The 17,144-nt window shown below is 29.5% G+C and carries 18 protein-coding genes; all 18 read right to left on the reverse strand.

Annotated features, from left to right (window positions below; genetic code table 11):
* Nucleotides 1-115 precede the first annotated feature (115 nt).
* On the reverse strand, nucleotides 116-772 hold the full coding sequence (gene phoU, locus H8R92_RS05720) for a phosphate signaling complex protein PhoU (RefSeq protein WP_022212279.1): 657 nt from the start codon (nucleotides 770-772) through the stop codon (nucleotides 116-118).
* Nucleotides 773-793: 21 nt separating this feature from the next.
* Nucleotides 794-1,558 (reverse strand): phosphate ABC transporter ATP-binding protein PstB, encoded by a 765-nt coding sequence (pstB, locus tag H8R92_RS05725; RefSeq protein WP_022212278.1) that lies wholly within the window; start codon nucleotides 1,556-1,558, stop codon nucleotides 794-796.
* A gap of 20 nt (nucleotides 1,559-1,578) precedes the next feature.
* Nucleotides 1,579-2,403, reverse strand: coding sequence for a phosphate ABC transporter permease PstA (pstA, locus tag H8R92_RS05730; RefSeq protein WP_022212277.1), 825 nt, complete (start codon nucleotides 2,401-2,403; stop codon nucleotides 1,579-1,581).
* Between the two features lie 2 nt (nucleotides 2,404-2,405).
* Nucleotides 2,406-3,266 (reverse strand): phosphate ABC transporter permease subunit PstC, encoded by an 861-nt coding sequence (pstC, locus tag H8R92_RS05735; RefSeq protein ID WP_243166588.1) that lies wholly within the window; start codon nucleotides 3,264-3,266, stop codon nucleotides 2,406-2,408.
* Between the two features lie 189 nt (nucleotides 3,267-3,455).
* Nucleotides 3,456-4,289, reverse strand: coding sequence for a phosphate ABC transporter substrate-binding protein (locus tag H8R92_RS05740; protein ID WP_186834941.1), 834 nt, complete (start codon nucleotides 4,287-4,289; stop codon nucleotides 3,456-3,458).
* A gap of 191 nt (nucleotides 4,290-4,480) precedes the next feature.
* Nucleotides 4,481-6,172: a sensor histidine kinase gene (locus tag H8R92_RS05745; protein WP_186834942.1), complete on the reverse strand. Its 1,692-nt coding sequence runs from the start codon at nucleotides 6,170-6,172 to the stop codon at nucleotides 4,481-4,483.
* A gap of 2 nt (nucleotides 6,173-6,174) precedes the next feature.
* Nucleotides 6,175-6,873 (reverse strand): winged helix-turn-helix domain-containing protein, encoded by a 699-nt coding sequence (locus H8R92_RS05750; protein ID WP_022212273.1) that lies wholly within the window; start codon nucleotides 6,871-6,873, stop codon nucleotides 6,175-6,177.
* A gap of 14 nt (nucleotides 6,874-6,887) precedes the next feature.
* Entirely contained in the window at nucleotides 6,888-7,628 is a 741-nt protein-coding gene (gene pgeF, locus H8R92_RS05755; RefSeq protein ID WP_022212272.1) for a peptidoglycan editing factor PgeF, read from the reverse strand.
* A 139-nt stretch (nucleotides 7,629-7,767) separates the two neighbouring features.
* Complete coding sequence (nrdR, locus tag H8R92_RS05760; protein ID WP_022212271.1) at nucleotides 7,768-8,220, reverse strand: transcriptional regulator NrdR; 453 nt, start codon at nucleotides 8,218-8,220, stop codon at nucleotides 7,768-7,770.
* 64 nt (nucleotides 8,221-8,284) lie between these two features.
* Nucleotides 8,285-8,560, reverse strand: a complete 276-nt coding sequence (locus tag H8R92_RS05765) for a YlmC/YmxH family sporulation protein (protein ID WP_186834943.1) — start codon at nucleotides 8,558-8,560, stop codon at nucleotides 8,285-8,287.
* A gap of 128 nt (nucleotides 8,561-8,688) precedes the next feature.
* On the reverse strand, nucleotides 8,689-9,456 hold the full coding sequence (sigG, locus tag H8R92_RS05770) for an RNA polymerase sporulation sigma factor SigG (RefSeq protein WP_022167998.1): 768 nt from the start codon (nucleotides 9,454-9,456) through the stop codon (nucleotides 8,689-8,691).
* Nucleotides 9,457-9,537: 81 nt separating this feature from the next.
* Entirely contained in the window at nucleotides 9,538-10,245 is a 708-nt protein-coding gene (gene sigE / locus H8R92_RS05775; protein ID WP_022211569.1) for an RNA polymerase sporulation sigma factor SigE, read from the reverse strand.
* A gap of 8 nt (nucleotides 10,246-10,253) precedes the next feature.
* Nucleotides 10,254-11,057, reverse strand: a complete 804-nt coding sequence (locus H8R92_RS05780) for a sigma-E processing peptidase SpoIIGA (RefSeq protein ID WP_022211570.1) — start codon at nucleotides 11,055-11,057, stop codon at nucleotides 10,254-10,256.
* A gap of 174 nt (nucleotides 11,058-11,231) precedes the next feature.
* A complete protein-coding gene (gene ftsZ / locus H8R92_RS05785; protein ID WP_022211571.1) occupies nucleotides 11,232-12,347 on the reverse strand; it encodes a cell division protein FtsZ in 1,116 nt (371 codons plus the stop codon).
* 581 nt (nucleotides 12,348-12,928) lie between these two features.
* Nucleotides 12,929-13,984 (reverse strand): type IV pilus twitching motility protein PilT, encoded by a 1,056-nt coding sequence (locus H8R92_RS05790; protein WP_186834944.1) that lies wholly within the window; start codon nucleotides 13,982-13,984, stop codon nucleotides 12,929-12,931.
* A gap of 97 nt (nucleotides 13,985-14,081) precedes the next feature.
* The gene (sigK, locus tag H8R92_RS05795) at nucleotides 14,082-14,777 is read right to left on the reverse strand and encodes an RNA polymerase sporulation sigma factor SigK (RefSeq protein WP_022211573.1); all 696 of its coding nucleotides are present in this window, start codon (nucleotides 14,775-14,777) and stop codon (nucleotides 14,082-14,084) included.
* 71 nt (nucleotides 14,778-14,848) lie between these two features.
* Nucleotides 14,849-16,465: a penicillin-binding transpeptidase domain-containing protein gene (locus H8R92_RS05800; protein ID WP_022211574.1), complete on the reverse strand. Its 1,617-nt coding sequence runs from the start codon at nucleotides 16,463-16,465 to the stop codon at nucleotides 14,849-14,851.
* Between the two features lie 52 nt (nucleotides 16,466-16,517).
* The gene (gene udk, locus H8R92_RS05805; RefSeq protein WP_022211575.1) at nucleotides 16,518-17,135 is read right to left on the reverse strand and encodes a uridine kinase; all 618 of its coding nucleotides are present in this window, start codon (nucleotides 17,133-17,135) and stop codon (nucleotides 16,518-16,520) included.
* Nucleotides 17,136-17,144 lie beyond the last annotated feature (9 nt).

Here is a 17,144-nt window from a genome sequence, read left to right on the forward strand (position 1 = left end):
ATATTCAGTCAACAAACAACTTATTTTATCATATATTTCTACTATCTTTACTGTATTTTTATGTTGAATATTAATATAAATAATAAGAGAAGAGGTTTTCCCCTTCTCTTATTATTTACTCATTTAAATCAACATAATCGCCTTCTTTTGAAAAAATAATCCACTCACATATATTAGTTATGTGATCTCCCATTCTTTCTAAATACTTTGAGGCAAAAAGTATCTGTGTTCCTTTATTAATGAGATTTTCATCCTTGCTCATCTTCTTAATGACATCATTAAATAATTTACGGTAAATTACATCCACTTCATCATCAAGCTTACAAATTCTATAAGCCTCTTCTACATCACTATTAACAAAAGCTTCCACAGACATATTAATCATCTTGCTCAATATTTCAACCATGTTCCATAAGGGAATTTCAGCTTCTCCTAACGGATCTATTTCTATTCTTTTATTAATCTTGCATATATCTACTGCATAATCTGCTATTCTCTCTAAATCCGTTACAATTTTTGAAGCTGCAAACATCTTTCTTAAATCAGATGCCATTGGTGATTGTGTTGCCATATATATTAAACATTTTTCTTCAATTCTCTTGTTTAATGCATCAACCTTATCATCATTTTTAATAACCTTTTCTGATAATTCTACATCATGATTTTTTAAAGCATTTATAGAATCATAAATCTGCTTTTCAACAAGACTTCCCATTTCAGCAAGTTCTGATATTAAGCTTTTAAGGCGCTTATCTAAAATATTTCTTGTCATATAGCATATCCTCCTAATATTTTATCCAAATCTTCCTGTTATATAATCTTCCGTTCTCTTATCCTTTGGTTTATAGAAGATATCGCTAGTATCTCCATACTCTACTACCTCTCCACTTAAGAAAAATGCTGTCTTATCAGCAATTCTTCCAGCTTGTTGCATATTATGAGTAACAATGACAACTGTATATTCTTTTTTAAGCTCATACATCAACTCTTCCATCTTTATAGTTGATATTGGATCTAAAGCTGATGTTGGTTCATCCATTAGTATTATTTCTGGTGAAACAGCAATAGTTCTTGCTATGCATAATCTTTGTTGCTGACCACCTGATAATCCTAATGCACTTTTCTTTAATCTGTCCTTAACTTCCTCCCAAAGTGCAGCACCCATTAAACTTTTTTCTACAATTTCATCTAAAGTCTCCTTATCTTTAACACCATGAATTCTTGACCCATAAGCTACATTATCATAAATTGACATTGGAAATGGATTTGGTTTTTGAAAGACCATACCAACCTTTTTTCTTAAATCTATTTCATCAATGTCTTTATATATATTTTTACCACCAATAATTATTTCACCAGTAATCTTAACATTATCAATTAAATCATTCATTCTATTTAAAGTTCTTAAAAATGTTGATTTTCCACATCCTGATGGTCCAATCAAAGCTGTAACTTTTTTTGATTCTATATCTAAATTTATATTTTTAAGAGCTTTATTATCTCCATAAAATAATTCTAAATTTTTTACCTGTATTTCAGGCACTTTACCACTTGTCATACTTTCACCTCTAAAAACTACTAATAATTAGCCTGGTTAAACTTCTTTGTTATAATCTTAGCTATACTATTTAACAATAATATAATAACAATTAATACAATTCCTACTGCTGCAGCTTCTGCAATATCTCCAGCTTCTTGTTCTACTAAAAATGAGTGGACAGTAAGAGTTCTTCCACTTGAAAAAATTCCTTTAGGCATTTTCGCAACACTTCCTGCTGTAAGTAATATAGCTGCTGATTCTCCAACTACACGCCCTATGGAAAGTATTATCCCTGATAATATCCCAGGAATAGCACTTGGAAGAATTACTTTGTAAAGTGTTTGAAATTTTGTAGCTCCAAGTCCTAGCGAAGCTTCTCTATACGATGTTGATACTACTTTTAAAGCCTCTTCTGTAGTACGTATTATTACAGGTAAAATAATAATTGAAACAGTAAGTGCACCTGATAATAATGAATAACCAAATTTTAAAAAACCTACAAAAAATATTGCTCCAAAAAGGCCATATACTATTGAAGGTATTCCTGAAAGCGATTCTGTACAGAATCTTATTATTTTAACCACTTTTCCTTGTTTTGCATACTCTTGTAAATAAACTGCTGCTAGTACTCCAATTGGTGTTGCTACTAAAATTGATATTCCAACTACATATAATGTGGAAACTATCATCGGCATGATTCCTCCATCACCGGAAGCAGAATATTCACTTAAAATAAATGTAGGAGTAATTTCCTTATATCCTTTAATAAAGATAAAACCTAATATAAACACTAAAATTCCAACTGTAAAAATAGCTGATAAATATAATAATATTTTTAATATATTTTCTTTAAATTTCCTCATAGTTATTTACCTTCCTTATTAGAAAGCTTTGCTATTACTAAGTTTAATATCAAGATAAATATAAATAACACAACTCCTGTAGCAAAAAGCATTTCTTGATGTGTTCCATAAGCATATCCCATCTCTAAAGCTATATTACTTGTTAAAGGCCTTACTCCGTCAAATATTGACGTTGGAATATTAGCTGAATTTCCTGCCACTAAAATTATTGCCATTGTTTCTCCTACAGCTCTACCAACCCCTAGGATAACCGCTGCTAAAATACCTGATTTAGCTGCTGGAACTACAACCTTAAATGTAGTTTCAATATGTGATGCTCCTAAAGCTAATGATCCTTCCTTATAGCTTTTTGGTACAGCTCTTATAGCTGTAGTAGCCACTGAAATTATTGTAGGTAACATCATTATTGCTAAAACAATTATTACTGCTAATAAACTCTGACCTTTAGGTAAGTTAAATGTATTCTTAATCCAAGGTACAATTATTGCAAGTCCAAAAACTCCATACAATACTGAAGGTATTCCAGCTAATAATTCTACAGCTGGTACAATTATACTAGCTACTTTCTTAGGTGCAATTTCAGAAATAAAAATTGATGTTAATAAACCAATAGGTACACCAATAAGCAAAGCTCCTATTGTTCCTAATATAGTTGCAATAATCATTGGTAATATGCCAAATTTACTGGAACTTGGATACCAATCTATTCCTGTAATAAATCCAACAAAGGAATACCCTTCTGCAAAAAATGGTCTTAACCCTTTGTAAAATACAAATCCCATTATTAACAGCAAACTAAATACCGCAATTAACGCACTTAGTAAAAATATCCACTTTGAACCTTTGTCAACAGCTTTTTTCATATTAAAAGTTTTAACAGATTCAACTTTTCTATCTACTATATATTCTTCACTATTCTTTTTATTTATATTTTGCATTTTACTCCTCCAAAGCTAGTGGCTAAAAACAAAATTAAGTCACCTAGGATTTATTTTTTCTAATAAAGATGCTTATCTTAAGCATCTTTATTTACATCCCCATTTTAGTTATTATTAATCAATTGTTATTAATTTGTTATCTTCAACGATTTGTTGCCCTTCTTCACTAGTAATATAATCTATTAATTTTTGAGAATCTTCTGTAATATACTGCTCATTTGTGACAGCTAGGAAAGGTCTTGATAGTGCATATGAACCTGCTTTAACATTTGCTGCCGTTGGCTCTATCCCATTAACATTTATTGATGATATTGCGTCATCTACGTATTCAAATGAAACAAATCCAATGGCATTTTCGTTAGTAGAAACAGTTGTCTTAACGTCACCATTTCCTTTAGATATAATAGCATCTTTTACTAGTTCTTCTTCGCTATATTCAACACCTTCTTCAAATGCTGTTCTAGTTCCTGAACCTGCTTCTCTTGAAACTACAACTATTGGTGCATTGCTTCCTCCTACTTCGCTCCAATTAGTAATCTTCCCTGTAAATATATCTCTTATTTGACCTATAGTTAATTCTTTTACTGAATTACCAGTGTTAGTAATTACAGCAACTCCATCATATGCTAACACTGTAGCTTTAACCTTTGCAGCTTCTTCATCTTTTAAATCTCTTGAAGACATCCCTATTTGAGAAATTCCATCCATAGCATCCTTAATACCAGCAGATGATCCTGTTTGATTAATCTCAATTGATATGTTGGAATTTTCTTCTTCGTATTTTTCTGCTATTTTTTCCATTAGTGGCCCCACTGAAGTTGATCCTGAAACTGTAATTGTAACTGTTCCGTCATTTGAAGTTGAATTATTTCCACAACCTGTGAAAACCGCTCCTATCATTGCTATTATCATTGCTCCTGCTAATAATTTAATCTTTTTTCTTTTCATCTCTATATCCTCCATAAATACAAGTTATATATATTATTGATTTCTTTCCTTGAATTACTTTATACATTAATATTATTATTTAAAAGTTAACTCAATATTATGCAATTGTTAAAAGAACATCTTATTTTGTTAAAAACATATTAAATTTAATAAAAAAGGAATATTGAAAATATTCAAGATTCCTTTTTTATTTATTCACAATATACATTTTTACTAATCACTGTAAATTTGCTTCCTTTACCAACTTCTGATTCAACAAATATTTCACCATTAAATAATTTAACAATATGTTTTACTATAGCTAGTCCTAAACCTGTACTCTTTGATGTTCTAGATTTATCAACAATATAAAATCTTTCAAATATTCTAGGTAGGTCTTCTTTAGGTATTCCAATCCCATCATCCTTAACCATTAAAACAAATTTATCCTTACTTTTATTAGTAAATATTTTTACATTTCCATTTTCATTAGAATACTTTATACTGTTAGTTGTTAAATTTAACACCACTTGATAAAACTTATCTTTATCTCCCACAAGTAATCCATTAAACTTTTTTTCAACCTCAATAGATATATTCTTCTTAGCAGCTTCTTTCTTTATCATGTTTATAACATCCTCAACCACTTCATTAGGATTGAATTTTTCATTAGAAAGCTTATTCATATTTTCAATATTAGATAAAATTAATATATCATCAATCAGCAGTGTCAATCTATCAGTTTCTTTATCTATTATATCTAAGAATTTATTTTTAGTATTTTCGTCATCAACTATCCTCAGTGTCTCTGAAAATCCCTTAATAGATGTAAGAGGTGTTTTTAACTCATGTGATACATTTGCTACAAATTGACTTCTCATATTTTCTAGCCTCTTTATATCAGTAATATCTTGTATGGAAATAACAATACCAATTTCACTTCCTCGTTGACCAATAATTGGTGCCTTCTTCACCTTTATTTCTCTTTCAAATGGATGGAATAACTTAATTTCCTTTGCATCAATATCCATTACATCTCTTATAAAGCTTAAAAAATCATGATCAATAATATAATTAGAAATATTTTTACCAATAATATCTTCACCAATACCGAAAAGACTCTTTGCATATGGATTAATTAGCATAACTTTACCAGCTGCCGTAATGGCTATAACACCACTTTCCATACTTTCAAGTATAGCTTCTAATTTATTTTGTTTATCTAAAGAATCACTAATCTTAATCTCTAACATATCAGCCATTTCATTAAAGGTCTTAGCCAGTGAACCTATTTCGTCATTATAATATATGACAGCTCGCTTATTTAAATCTCCATTAGCTATCTTTTGGGTTACTTCCTCCAGTTCCCTAACAGGTTGTACAATTATCTTCACCAGTTTTTCACAAAGTACTATTGATATAACTACTACTCCTATGATAATAAGAAGAAAATACTTACTACTTTTACTTGTAATTAATTTGGTATCGCTCATTTGTGCCGAAGTCCTTATAACCGTATTATCATCAATCCTAGTAGCGTAATAGACCAAATCCTTACCTACCGTATCACTAAACCTTACTAATGAGCTTACCCCTTTATCAAATGCTTCTACTACCTCTTCTCTATTAACATGATTATCTATTATTTCACCAAGGCTGTCATATAGTACCTGTCCTTCTTTATCTATGATACTTACTCTTATTTCTTGGTTATTTATTTTATATTCACTAAAATCATCATTTCCTTTTTGCAAATCATAGGTTATAAGCTTATTATAAAGTGATAAAATCTCCTTTGTTCTATCCACTTCCTTAATATTAACTACTGCAAAAAAAACACTACTTAATATGGCAATTGCAAATACTACTGTTATTAAAATAGATGCTATTATCCTCTTCTTCATTGTTATACATGAGGGTTAAATCTATACCCAACCCCCCTTATAGTCTCAATAAATTTTGGATTTTTATCATCTTTTTCAACCTTCTTACGCAAATACCTTATATGAACATCTACCGTCCTGCTTTCTCCAATGTATTCGTATCCCCATATCTTATCTAATAGCATTTCTCTAGTTAATATCTTCCCTCTATTTTTAACTAATACTTCTAAGAGTTCAAATTCCTTTAATGTCAATTCTATTTTTTCACCAGCACATATTACCGAGTGATTTTCAAAATCTGCTTCAATATCACCAAAAACAAACTTTTCACTGCTCTCATCACTCTTTGTATATCTACGCAGTACAGCTTTTACTCTTGCCATTAGCTCTCTAACAGAAAAAGGTTTTGTTATATAATCATCTGCTCCCAACTCTAACCCTAATATTTTGTCTATTTCTTCACTTTTAGCCGTAAGCATAATTATAGGTACTGCTTTAGTCTTGCCATTACTCCTTAGATCTCTGCAAACATCATAACCATCCTTACCAGGAAGCATCAAATCAAGCAAAATTAAATCTGGCACTTCATTAATTGCATTCTTTACTGCATCATCACCATCACTTGCTTCTATAACATCATATCCTGCTGCATCAAGGTTATATCTAATAAGCTCTAATATATGCTCTTCATCATCTACCACTAATATTTTCCCCTTAGCCATCTCTCTTCCCTCACTTACTCTTTAATATATACAAATGAAAACAGTCGTCCATAAGCTCCATTGCTTTTCCTATAAGAGTGTAGCTTGATTTCTTTTTCACAGTTTGTACAAATTCCTAGCGAATTTATATTTTCTTCTAATACTCCACTATTTATTAAATCATTATTAATACATTCTTCCAAACTTAAATTTCTTCCATCAAAGAGTTTACCATCTTCTATACCAAACCTCTCACTAAACTGTTCTTTTAGTTCTTCTGATACTTCATAACAGCACTTTCTAATATGAGGTCCTATATATACAACTAATTTTTCTACTTTACTATTATACTCTTCTTTCATTCTTAAAATAGTTTCACTTACTATAGATAAAAATGTACCTTTCCACCCACTGTGAATAGCTGCAATAGCCTTATTTTCTTCATCTACAAGTATTATAGGCACACAATCAGCTGTAAATACCCCTATGATTGTTTTTTCTTCATTAGTAATAAGTGCATCACCTTCATTTTCTTTAAAGTCCTTATCTCCTTTTCTATATGTATATACCTTATTACTATGAATTTGTTTTAAGTATTCTACATTTTCACTATGAAACTTAGCAATTAGTGATTCTAATTCCCTTACACCATCTTCTGTATTCCTATTAAAGTTTTTATTATTTTCTGCTGTAGAAAATACTATTTCAATTTTTCCTTGCTGGAACTTTATAAAATCATTTCCTTTTTCAAAGTAATTTAAATGCAAATAATTCATTGTACACCTCATGCTTAATACTAATTTTATTAACTAATAGTATAATTTTAAACTTATCATTACAATCCTACAACTTATTTTAACTTTACACAGCAAAAAATTGCCTTAAAAAAACCAAAGGCAACTTCTAAATATATATTTATTTTATCATAAGCCTAGTTATCTCTTCTAAGAAAGTATTTATATCTTTAAACTGCCTGTAAACTGATGCGAATCTTACATACGATATCTCATCAATTTCTTTCAATCTCTTCATAACCATTTCGCCAATCTTTTCTGATTCTATTTCAGTTAACATATTATTTGATATCTTCTTTTCAATTTCTTCAGCAATTTCTTCAATTTGCTTTCTTGAAACTGGTCTTTTCTGGCATGCAATAATAAGACCATTAACTATCTTTTCCTTATTGAAGTTTTCCCTTGTTAAATCTCTCTTAACAACTAATATAGGAATATCCTCTATCTTTTCATATGTAGTATACCTTTTGTTACATTTAGTACACTCTCTTCTTCTTCTTATTGTTGTATTATCATCTGTTGATCTGGAATCTACTACTTTGCTTTCATCATTAAAACAAAAAGGACACTTCATATTCTCTCCGCCTTTCACTTTTGTAATATACTCTCTTAATTATATAATTTTTCACAGCAATTTACTAGACATTATTTTCTTTAAACTCTTCTATGATACTCGATGCATCTACTATTAATACATCTACTCCAATCTTCACAATCTTATCCCATGCAAGCTCTATATCATCTGTTTTATTGAACCATGATTTCACAGGTGATGGTAAAAAAATAGAAACTATCTTTTTAGTGTTTATATCAACTTTAAAATCCTTAACATAACCAATTTTACTGCCTGTACTTATATCAATTACCTCCATATTTCTAATGGCATTTAAAGAATATAATACTTCATCTTCCAAAATCTAATACACACCCCTTTTACAATCTATATATTTAATTAATATGTATATTTACTATTTAATATACTTGATAGAGGTTCTTTGCTACAAATTTGCTTTTTTTCATAAAAAAAGGACTCTTACGAGTCCTAAACATATTTACGCATGTGCTTTAGAGCTGTTTTCTCCAATCTTGAAACTTGTGCTTGTGAAATACCTATTTCATCTGCTACTTCCATCTGAGTCTTGCCATTAAAAAAACGTAAGGTTAAAATTAATTTTTCCCTATTATTTAACTTTTTCATTGCCTCTCTTATGGATATATTCTCTAGCCAGCTATCATCACTATTCTTAGAATCACTAATTTGATCCATTACATATATAGCATCTCCACCATCATGATAAATAGGTTCAAACAAAGATACTGGATCTTGAATTGCATCTAATGCAAAAACAACTTCCTCTCTAGGAATATTGAGCTCCTTAGCAATTTGCGACATAGTAGGTTCTTGATTATTATCCTTCACTAAACGATCTCTTACTAATAATGCTTTATAAGCAATATCTCTTAATGATCTGCTTACTCTTATAGCATTATTATCTCTAAGATATCTTCTGATTTCACCTATTATCATTGGAACTGCATATGTAGAAAATTTTACATTTTGCTCTAAATCAAAATTATCTATAGCCTTCATTAAGCCTATACATCCCACTTGAAATAAGTCATCTACATTTTCTCCCCTGTTATTAAATCTTTGAATAACACTTAATACTAATCGTAGGTTTCCTTGGATAAAAGTTTCTCTTGCCTTTTTGTCGCCTTCTCTCATCTTAATAATTAACTCTTTTTTTTCCTTTATTACAGGTAATTTTGAAGTATTAACTCCACAAATTTCGACTTTGTTAATGATCAAAATCATCAACTCCTTATGAAGTAATAACATACTGCATTTAAAATTATTCCCTGCATAAAGTTCTTTTATACTAAATTTATTTTAAATCATCTTATTTATTTCTTTTTTAAGTCTACTTATTATCTTTTTTTCTAATCTAGAAATATATGATTGAGAAATACCTAACATATCCGCCACTTCTTTTTGTGTCTTTTCTCGCTTGCCATTAAGTCCAAATCTTAAGCGAACAATTTCCTTTTCTCTCTCATTTAAATTTTTAAGAGCTAAAAATAATAACTGCTTATCTACTTCATCTTCAATTAAATTGTATACAGTATCATTATCTGTTCCTAATATATCTGATAATAATAGTTCATTACCATCCCAATCTATATTTAAAGGTTCATAAAATGATACCTCAGCTTTAATTTTACTATTTCTTCTTAAATACATCAAAATTTCATTTTCAATACATCTTGAAGCATATGTGGCAAGCTTTATCTTTTTTTCAGGATTAAAGGTATTTACAGCCTTTATTAGTCCAATTGTTCCTACAGAAATTAAATCCTCCACGCCAACTCCTGTATTTTCAAACTTTCTAGCTATATATACTACAAGTCTAAGATTTCTTTCTATAAGTATATCTCTTACACCTTCTTTTCCATTTATAAGTTCCTGTACTAATTCTTCTTCCTCGTCCTTTTTTAATGGTGGAGGTAAGGAATCATTTCCTCCTACATAATATACCTTCTTTGAAAATATATTCAACTTAGCAAATATCCTATTTATAAATAAAATCAGTTTTCTCATAAACCCTCCTAAATAATTCCTCTTGATAGTAATACTTGATAATCATTTTCTTTACTTAATGTAGTTTTACAACCACAAACTATCGCATCTATTTCTCTCCAAGCAGAATCATCTTTTCCCTTAATCTTGATAAAGTCACTTCTAAATCCATGTAAGATATCACTACTATCTATGGTCTTATATCTTATAAAATACTCATCTTCTTTCTTTAATTCAAGCTGTAATAAGTATTCATCTTCAATTAAAATGCATGGTAAATTAGTAATTGGTTCTCTTAATTCATTTCCTGTATCTAAAAATCCTTTAAGCATTAATATTTTTTCATCATTTTTAATATAAATATCATAAATAAAGTTATCTATCACTGCACGTTCTTTAATAGTGTCATAAACCCTTATAGCTATAACCCCTACAAATAAAAGAGAAATCATGACCCATCTAATAGAATAATTTGATGTATTCATCCCTCCAGATATTGTATATGTACTGGATGATAATAAACTTATAAACATTACTCCGCACATTGTAAATGATAGCATAAAAAACATTACTGTAGCTTTAAATATATTTCTTAAAACTTTTTCTTTAAGCGATAATACTATCATAACTATAGCAAAAATCACCTTTAAAAAAGCATTACTCAAAACTACTGAATCTACAATAGGTGTCAAACCATATATTCCTCCAATAATGGCCGCAATATAAATTCCACCTTTTCTATATTTTAATCGTAACAATCGTAAAGTAACTAGTATTAGGAATAAGTCAATAATAGCATTTTCTATAAACACAACATCTAAATATACTTCCATATAACCTCCTCCTATGCATTAAATTATACATTCATACCAAAAATTTTTTTGTCATAAATGATACGATAATTCAAAATTTTACTCAACCTTTTTTTACATATACTCCATAAAAAAATCATAATATTTTAAAGCAATAAAAAAACTGCCACTTTTGTGACAGTTTCTCTTATTATACTACTTTCTTGATCTTAAGAAGCTTGGTATATTAACGCTTTCTCTATCTAAATCAAGTAATGGATCAATTTTTTCAGTATTTACTTCTTCTTTAAGCTTTACAGTTTGCTCAATCTTATGTTCTATCTTTTGTTCTGGTGTTGATAAAACACTCTTGTCGCTATCATCTTCAAAACCAGTGGCAATTACTGTTAATCTAATTTCATCATTTAAAGTTTCATCAATAACAGCACCAAAAATTATGTTTGCATCCATATCTGCTGCTTCTCTAACAATTTCTGCAGCTTCATATACTTCGATAGCTCCTAAATCAACTCCACCTGTAAAGTTAATAATAACGCCTGTTGCACCATCTATTGATGTTTCTAGAAGTGGTGATGATATAGCTTGTCTAACTGCATCTTGTGCTTTGTTATCACCTTTACCATATCCAACTCCCATATGAGCTAAACCTTTGTTTTTCATTACCGTTTCAATATCCGCAAAATCGGCATTTACTACCCCAGGAATAGTAATTAAGTCAGAAATAGCTTGAACACCTTGTCTTAAAACATCATCAGCTAATCTAAATGAATCTAAAAGAGTAGTTTTCTTATCAGCCATAGATAATAATCTTTCATTAGGAATTATAACTAAGGTATCAACTTTTTGCTTTAAATTTTCAATTCCCATTTCAGCATGTCTCATTCTTCTCTTTCCTTCAAATGGGAAAGGTTTAGTTACTACACCTACTGTTAATATGTTCATTGATTTTGCTACTTCAGCTACTACTGGTGCTGCACCTGTGCCTGTTCCACCGCCCATTCCAGCAGTTATGAATACCATGTTTGCACCTTTAATTGCTTCAGAAATTTCATCTCTACTTTCTTCAGCTGCTTTCTTACCTATTTCTGGATTAGCACCAGCTCCTAATCCTCTTGTTAATTTTTCTCCAATTTGAATCTTCGTATTAGCTTGAGATAATAATAAAGCTTGCTTATCTGTATTCACCACAATAAATTCTACATTCTTTAAGCCTTCTAAAATCATTCTATTAACGGCATTACCACCGCCACCACCGCAACCAATAACTTTTATATTAGTTAACTCTTGCATATCTAATTCAAAATCTAACAAAATAAACTCCTCCTTTAAAATCTCTCTATTTGTAACTTTAATATTCTCATATTACTCTCTTGATTATCTCACAATCCCTCAATTTTCATATAATACATAACAATATAAAATATAGTATATTCTATATTTTACAACATTTTCGCCTTATTTAACAATAGCAAAAATACTAATTATATTAGAATTTTGTAATCAAATCGAAACTTTTGTAAAATATAGGTAAAATATATTATTTTTATAACTTATTAAACTTTACATAATTACTACTATATTGTCGTAATTATGTAGTATCGCTTTATACCTAATATATAATACCATAAATAAATTAAAAATTTAATACTATAATGCCTTTGACTATATTTTTTTATTATAAATAATTATTCCACAAAAATCAAAATTTTCCTTTCTATATATATTTGCTGATTAATTTAAAAGACCAAAATGGCTATGGACATGGCCACTTCGTAGTATTAATTTGACAGTTTTAAATCTTGAAATCCATTGATATACTTAAATTTACAACTAAAAAATTTTATACTTTTCTAAGCGTTAAAAAAAGATGCACGAAATGCATCTTTCATATGTTATAACATTAATAATCTTTTTAAAGTTTCTCCATCAACTGCATATGTCATTGCTGTATCTTGAGAAATAACACCTCTCTTACATAGTTCAGCAAGAGACATATCCATGGTTCTCATACCATATTTATTTCCTGTTTGTACAGCTGATTCTATTTGTTGAGTTTTACCTTCTCTAATTAAATTTTGTATTCCTGGAGTAGTAACCATTATCTCCATAGAAGGTACACGTCCATTTCCATCAATAGTTTCCACTAACTGTTGGGATACTACTGCCTTAAGTACAGAAGCTAATTGTATTTTAATTTGTTGTTGTTGATGTGGTGGAAAAACATCAATTATCCTATCAATTGTCTTTGCTGCTCCAATTGTATGCAATGTTGAAAATACTAAATGTCCTGTTTCTGCTGCTGTAATTGCTACAGATATAGTTTCAAAATCTCTCATCTCTCCAACTAAAATTACATCAGGATCCTCTCTTAAAACTGCTCTTAAAGCACTTTGATAGCTTTTTGTATCTTTACCTATTTCTCTTTGATTTACTATACACTTATTGTGCTTATGAAGATATTCTATTGGATCTTCTAAAGTTACTATATGACCTTGTCTTGTATTATTGATTTCATTTATCATAGCAGCTAAAGTAGTACTCTTCCCTGATCCTGTTGGTCCAGTTACTAAAACTAATCCTCTTTGTTCCTTCACAATTTCTTTTAATGTGCCAGGAAGTTTTAATTCATCTATTGTAGGAGCTTTTGGTGCTATTACTCTTATAGCTATGGCGTCACTATTCCTTTGCTTAAATACATTTACTCTGAATCTTCCTATACCTGGTAATGAATAAGAAGTATCAAACTCTCCATTTGCTACATATTCATCATAGCTATCATTTAATATTTCCTTAGCAAATATCTCTATATAATCAGGCAATAATTTCTCGCTACCTATTTGATTAAATTTACCATTAACCCTAATTGTAGGAGGTAACGCAACAGTTAAATGTAAATCTGATGCACCTAGCTCGATTGTTTTTATTAATAAATCTTTTAATAAGTACATTATTATTCCTCCTAATGTAAAAAACATATTCTATTCTATTATTTTATTTCATTCATCTTATAAATTCAACATATTTTAGCAAAAATATACAAAAATGCTATTTAGGGTATAACTCTTTCTTTAACTTTTTTAAAGCTTTCTTCTCTATTCTAGAAACATATGATCTAGAAATTCCTAACATTCCTGCAATCTCTCTTTGTGTTTTACATTTACCATCCTTTAAACCATATCTCATTTTTAAAATTTCACCTTCTCGTTCAGTAAGAGCACTATTTATCTTATTGTAAAGAGCTTTTATCTGTAGCTTCATTTCAACTTTATCTATAACTGAATCCTTTTCACTACTTAATACATCTATTAAACTAATTTCATTACCTTCCTTATCCACACCTATAGGATCCTGCAGGAAAGTTTCACTTTTCTGCTTCTTATTATTTCTAAAAAGCATTAAAATCTCATTTTCTATACACCTTGATGCGTAAGTTGCTAGTCTAGTTCCTTTTGATACATCAAATGAATCAATTGCCTTTATAAGTCCCACAGTACCTATAGAAATCAACTCATCTATATCTTTATTTGGAATTTGATATTTTTTCACAATATGTGCCACTAATCTAAGATTTCTTTCAATCAATATACTCTTAGCTTTCTTATCCCCTGTTTTTAAAAGCTGTAAATATTTTTCCTCTTCTTTTTCATCTAAAGGTTTTGGAAAGGTATTGTTTCCAGATATATATCCTGTTAAGAATATATTACTGCATAAAAACTCCATGAAATTTGATAATAATATCACTTAGAGTTCCTCCTAATAGTGCTTATTATATCATATGAAGCTATACTAAAATATTGCTTATAATAACTAAATTATTTTATCAAAGAATTAATTATATCCCTAAATATAGGAGCTCCTGTATTTCCTCCTCCCAGCTCTCTACCATCAGGATGAGTTTCTCCTATATTAGGTGCCACAACAACTAAAGTATACTTCTCTCCATTATATTCAAAATATCCTGCAAACCATCCATGATTAGTACCTCCTCCTTCTCCTGTTGATGTTCCTGTTTTACCACCTTCATTTATACCTTCCACCCTAGCCTCATAACCTGTTCCTAACCATATGACATCACTCATACTTTTTTGTACTATTTCACTGGTTGTTGTACTAAAAACCCGTCTACTTTCACTTTCTTCCTCAGAAATTAAATTGCCATCATTATCAACAATACTTTCTATTATATATGGCTTAATATATACTCCATCATTTATCACAGCATTAATGGCACCAGCTATTTGTAGTGGTGTAACTGTAACACATTGTCCTATTGAGAAATTGGAAACTCCTTCTTCTAAAGTTGGTTTTGTACCTACTGCCTCATCTTTATTTTTACCACTTAACCCTAATACTTTTTGATATAATCCTAGTTTTTCAGTATATCTAACCATATTATCATATCCCACCATGGTACCTAATTGTGCAAAAATATCATTACAAGATATCTGCAATGCTTCATCAACACTCAATGGTCCATGAGCATATGATTCTCCATTTTTACTGCATATTAAACCAATACAAGAATAAACATCATTGCTATCAGTAAGCCCCATATCAAGAACTATAGCTTCTGTTAAGATCTTAAATATTGAACCTGGCTCGTAACCTATGCTACCTATAGCTAAATCAACATTAGCCATTTTATCATCCTTTTGCACCAATGCTCTTATTTTTCCTGTATCACTCTCTAGAAGCACCACACCTACATTTTCTAAAAAACTATAACTTTCATCATTTAATACATCCTTGATTTTTTCACTCCACTCTTTGTTTATTGTAAGCTGAATATTCTTATTGCCAGAGGTATCACTTTTATTGGTAAGTTCATAGATAGATTTATCATTTAATGAATATTCACCTTCTTCATATTTATTATCCTTTATACAGTTATAAACTTTTTCTTGTAATGAACCTTCAGAAATTTCACTTTCTTCAACTGTTGCCATTATATCCTCTATCTTACCTGCTTCACTAGCCTTTCTTTCAGTATATACATAAGTATAAATTCCTTTAATGCTTTTTAATTTATTAATTTTTTCATAGCTTTCGTAAGTAAGATAATAATACAACTTTCCACTTGAACTCATAACATCTGTATAGGAAAAGTCCCCATATTCTGATTTCATTATAAAATTTAAAGCTAGTAAATCTTCAATAGTATCCTCATAGTTATTTAATCTAAAGGGTTTGGAATCAATAACTAAAACATATTTTTCACTATCATTCACTAAGCTTTCGCCATTGGTATCAAATACCGAATATCTACTTCCATTAAATATTTCTGTTTGATAGTTTTTAAGTTCTCCTTGCACTAACTTTGTAGGATGTACTTGAATATAATATAGTCTTAAAATAAGCATAAAAAGTAAAGCAAAAAATACTATAGCTATAATCTTGCTTCTATATATTATACTTTTCTTAAAAAACAAAAAACCATCTCCTTCAGCTAAATTCTAGCCTTTGGAAATGGTTTCTATACAATTATTTTAATATATCTCTAATTTTAGCCATTAAAATATCTATTGCCACATAATTATGTCCACCTTCTGGAATAATTATATCTGCATATCTTTTAGTTGGTTCTGTAAACTCCATATGCATTGGTCTAACCATAGTTAAATATTGATCTATAACTGATTCAACTGTTCTTCCTCTTTCATCAATATCCCTTACTAATCTTCGTAATATTCTTATATCTGCATCAGTATCCACATATACCTTAATATCTAAAAGGTTTCTTATTCTTTCATCTTCTAAGATTAAGATACCTTCAACAATTATTATTTCCCTTGGTTCTACAGTTGTAGTATCTTTTGCTCTATTATGAACAGTAAAATCATATCTTGGCTTTTCTATTGATTTGCCCTTAATTAGTTTTTGTAAGTGTTCTACTAAGAGATCATTATCAAAAGCCATTGGATGATCATAATTAGTTTTAACTCTTTCTTCCATTGATAAATTACTTTGATCTTTATAGTACATATCCTGTTGTATCATTGTGATACGCTCATTTGAAAAATTAGAATATAATGCATCTGCAATGGTACTCTTGCCTGAACCTGTCCCTCCAGTAATACCAATTAAAATAGGCTTTTTCATTTATATGAT

This window comes from Clostridium lentum (genome assembly GCF_014287815.1).
GTDB classification, from domain to species: domain Bacteria; phylum Bacillota; class Clostridia; order Clostridiales; family Clostridiaceae; genus Clostridium; species Clostridium lentum.

What these genes read in the sequence shown, in the direction of transcription:
- sigE (WP_022211569.1), bottom strand. Translation starts at nt 10,245, where the DNA reads ATGAGAAAACTGATTTTATTTATAAATAGGATATTTGCTAAGTTGAAT.
- H8R92_RS05780 (WP_022211570.1), bottom strand. Translation starts at nt 11,057, where the DNA reads ATGGAAGTATATTTAGATGTTGTGTTTATAGAAAATGCTATTATTGAC.
- H8R92_RS05745 (WP_186834942.1), bottom strand. Translation starts at nt 6,172, where the DNA reads ATGAAGAAGAGGATAATAGCATCTATTTTAATAACAGTAGTATTTGCA.
- pstC (WP_243166588.1), bottom strand. Translation starts at nt 3,266, where the DNA reads ATGAAAAAAGCTGTTGACAAAGGTTCAAAGTGGATATTTTTACTAAGT.
- phoU (WP_022212279.1), bottom strand. Translation starts at nt 772, where the DNA reads ATGACAAGAAATATTTTAGATAAGCGCCTTAAAAGCTTAATATCAGAA.
- pstB (WP_022212278.1), bottom strand. Translation starts at nt 1,558, where the DNA reads ATGACAAGTGGTAAAGTGCCTGAAATACAGGTAAAAAATTTAGAATTA.
- pstA (WP_022212277.1), bottom strand. Translation starts at nt 2,403, where the DNA reads ATGAGGAAATTTAAAGAAAATATATTAAAAATATTATTATATTTATCA.
- H8R92_RS05750 (WP_022212273.1), bottom strand. Translation starts at nt 6,873, where the DNA reads ATGGCTAAGGGGAAAATATTAGTGGTAGATGATGAAGAGCATATATTA.
- pgeF (WP_022212272.1), bottom strand. Translation starts at nt 7,628, where the DNA reads ATGAATTATTTGCATTTAAATTACTTTGAAAAAGGAAATGATTTTATA.
- nrdR (WP_022212271.1), bottom strand. Translation starts at nt 8,220, where the DNA reads ATGAAGTGTCCTTTTTGTTTTAATGATGAAAGCAAAGTAGTAGATTCC.
- H8R92_RS05740 (WP_186834941.1), bottom strand. Translation starts at nt 4,289, where the DNA reads ATGAAAAGAAAAAAGATTAAATTATTAGCAGGAGCAATGATAATAGCA.
- H8R92_RS05790 (WP_186834944.1), bottom strand. Translation starts at nt 13,984, where the DNA reads ATGTACTTATTAAAAGATTTATTAATAAAAACAATCGAGCTAGGTGCA.
- udk (WP_022211575.1), bottom strand. Translation starts at nt 17,135, where the DNA reads ATGAAAAAGCCTATTTTAATTGGTATTACTGGAGGGACAGGTTCAGGC.